Source organism: Longimicrobium sp. (genome assembly GCF_036554565.1).
GTDB lineage: Bacteria > Gemmatimonadota > Gemmatimonadetes > Longimicrobiales > Longimicrobiaceae > Longimicrobium.
The window spans coordinates 1-2,846 of the sequence record NZ_DATBNB010000808.1 but is presented as its reverse complement, the minus strand read 5'-3'; the positions used below and the strand labels follow the sequence as shown (position 1 = coordinate 2,846).

Below are 2,846 nucleotides of genomic sequence, written 5' to 3'. Positions count from 1 at the left end.
TCCCCTGCGAAGCGGGGGTGTGGGCCGGGGTGAGGGGGCTGCTGAGGCGTGCATCGGCAGCCGGTCGAAGCGCACCCATGCCCAGAACCAAGGTGTGTCCGCGAGGACGAAGCGCCATCCGAGCTGTGTGGCGGATACCTCAGTCGCTGCGGTCCATGGCGTACGGGCAGGCTGGTCGGGGCCGCTCCATCGGGATGACGGTGCGCGCGCCGCACCTGCCGGAGCGGGGTCGAATTCTCCCTTTCCCCTGCGCAGCGGGGGAGAGGGCCGGGGAGAGGGGGCTGCTGAGGCGTGCATCGGCAGCCGGTCGAAGCGCACCCATGCCTCTCGGGGCCGGGGGAGGGGGCCTCCGTTGCCGCACCCGCGCCCGCGGATTACCTTACGCGGGTTTGTGACGAAAAGGTACAAGCGACCGAAATACCGATGCCGACGTACGAGTATCGCTGCCCCGAGTGCGGCAACGACTTCGAGAAGTTCCAGAAGATGTCCGACGAGCCCGTCGCCGACTGCCCGGCGTGCGGCAAGCCGGCGCAACGCCGCATTTCCGCGGGCGCCGGGCTCGTCTTCACGGGAAGCGGCTTCTACATCCCCGATTACCAGCGCGGCGAGGGCTACACGAAGGCCGCCGAAAGCGACGGGGGCGCAAAGCCCGCCGAGACCAAGCCGTCCACCGAGACCAAGGCAGCCGATACCGCCGCCGCGGCCCCCAAGGCCGAGCCCAAGCCGGCACCCAAGAGCGAGTAGATGCCGGTAGAAAAGCTGCAGCGGGAAATCGCCCGCGCCCTGGGCGAGATGGGCGTAAGCGAGCCGGGCGCCATCGTCCTGGAGCGCCCGCGCAACCCGGAGCACGGCGATTGGGCCACCAACGTCGCCCTCGCGCTGGCCAAGCCGCTGCGCAAGGCGCCGCGCCAGATCGCCGACGAGCTGGTGGGGCGCATCGACGCGTCCGCCGCCGGCATTCGCTCGGCCGAGGTGGCCGGGCCGGGCTTCATCAACTTCCGCCTCTCCAGCGACTACCTGCGCGACGGCCTGGTGCGCATCGTCAGCGAAGGCGATGCGTACGGCCGGTCGAACGCGGGGCAGGGGAAGGCGGTGAACGTGGAGTTCGTTTCCGCCAACCCCACGGGCCCGCTGCACATCGGGCACGGGCGCCAGGCGGCGATGGGCGACGCCGTCGCCGAGCTGCTGGCGTGGGACGGGTGGGCCGTCGAACGCGAATACTACTACAACGACGCGGGCGAGCAGATTGCCCGGTTGGCCCGCAGCGTTTGGGCGCGGTACCAGCAGGCGGTCGGCAACGACGTGGCGTTCCCGGAGGACGGCTACCACGGCGGCTACGTCGGCGAGATCGCCCAGTCGCTGGCGGCGGAGCACGGCGACCGCTGGCGTGGCGACGAGTCATCCGACGCGCTCGACGAGATGCGGCGGTACGCGGTGAAGGTGCTGCGCGAGGAGCAGAACCGCGACCTCGAGGGCTTCCGGGTGAAGTTCGACACCTTCTTCCTGGAATCGTCGCTGTACGGCGGCGGCGCGGTGGAAGACACCATCCGGCGGCTGCGCGAGACGGGGCTGGTCTACGAAAAGGACGGCGCGCTCTGGCTGCGGACGACGGAGTACGGCGACGACAAGGACCGGGTGATGGTCAAGAGCACCGGCCATCCCACCTACTTCCTGCCGGACGTAGCCTACCACGTCAGCAAGTGGGAGCGCGGCTTCCAGCGCGCCATCAACGTGCAGGGCGCCGACCACCACGGTACGACGGCCCGCGTCCGCGCCGGGCTGCGGGCGCTGGGGCTGCCGGCGGGCTATCCCGAGTACGTGCTTCACCAGATGGTGCTGGTGATGCGCGGCGGCCAGGAGGTGAAGTTCAGCAAGCGCGCGGGCGACTACGTGACGATGCGCGAGCTGTACGACGAGGTGGGCGTGGACGTGGCGCGCTACTTCTTTCTGATGCGCCGCGCCGAGGCCCAGCTGACCTTCGACCTGGACCTGGCGCTGGAGCAGTCCGACCGCAACCCGGTCTACAAGGTCCAGTACGCCCACGCGCGGATGTGGTCCATCTTCCGCCGCGCCGAGGTCGACCCGGCCACGCTGGACGCCAAGTCGGCGGACCTGTCGCAGCTGTCCCACGAGTCCGAGGCGGAGCTGGCGAAGCTGCTGCTGCGCTTTCCGGAGGAGGTGCACCTCTCGGCCGAGGCGCACACGCCGCACGCGATCTGCGCCTACCTGGAAGAGGTGGCGGGCGCGGTGAACTCGTGGTACCACGCCGGCAACCGCGACGCCACGCTACGCGTGATCGGCGCCGAGGTGACGCCCGAGCAGTCGCGCGCGCGGCTGGTGCTTGCGCGCGCGGTGCAGGTGGTGCTGCGCAACGGCCTGGCGGTGCTGGGCATCAGCGCCCCCGAGCGGATGGACCGCGCCGAAGCAGCCGACACAGTCGAGACGGCTGAAGCGGCGTAGCCGGCCGGAGCACCGAAGCCTGTCATCCTGAGGCCCAGGCGCACCGAACCGGCCCGCAGCACAAAGGACGCGGGCCGAAGGATCTAGTTGCGGACACGTAAACGGTTGGGCGCGGCAGCGGTCACGGAAGCCCGGGCCTCGGCTGCCGTGGGGCCCCTCACCCCGCCGCGCTGACACGCGTGCGACCCTCTCCCACAAACAGCGTGAGAGAGGGGGTACACTTCAAGGCTCAGGTGCGCGGGGCGGGCACGGAGCAGAGGCCTCGGCCCTGCTGGGGCGACTGAAGTCGCGGCAACGACGGCCCAAAGTCCGCCTTCGCGGACTGCACGCATGGTCGAGTGCACCAGGCCAGCCGGAGCGCGATTCAGGTCTCCTGCGCAACGGGG

General features: G+C 70.4%; 2 protein-coding genes. Both read left to right on the top strand.

Annotation, left to right across the window (positions count from 1 at the left end):
* Positions 1-423 precede the first annotated feature (423 nt).
* Complete coding sequence (locus VIB55_RS22905; RefSeq protein WP_331878999.1) at positions 424-744, top strand: zinc ribbon domain-containing protein; 321 nt, start codon at positions 424-426, stop codon at positions 742-744.
* Complete coding sequence (gene argS, locus VIB55_RS22900) at positions 745-2,460, top strand: arginine--tRNA ligase (protein ID WP_331878998.1); 1,716 nt, start codon at positions 745-747, stop codon at positions 2,458-2,460. It abuts the gene before it with no gap.
* Positions 2,461-2,846: the final 386 nt, after the last annotated feature.

What these genes read in the sequence shown, in the direction of transcription:
- argS (WP_331878998.1), top strand. Translation starts at nt 745, where the DNA reads ATGCCGGTAGAAAAGCTGCAGCGGGAAATCGCCCGCGCCCTGGGCGAG.
- VIB55_RS22905 (WP_331878999.1), top strand. Translation starts at nt 424, where the DNA reads ATGCCGACGTACGAGTATCGCTGCCCCGAGTGCGGCAACGACTTCGAG.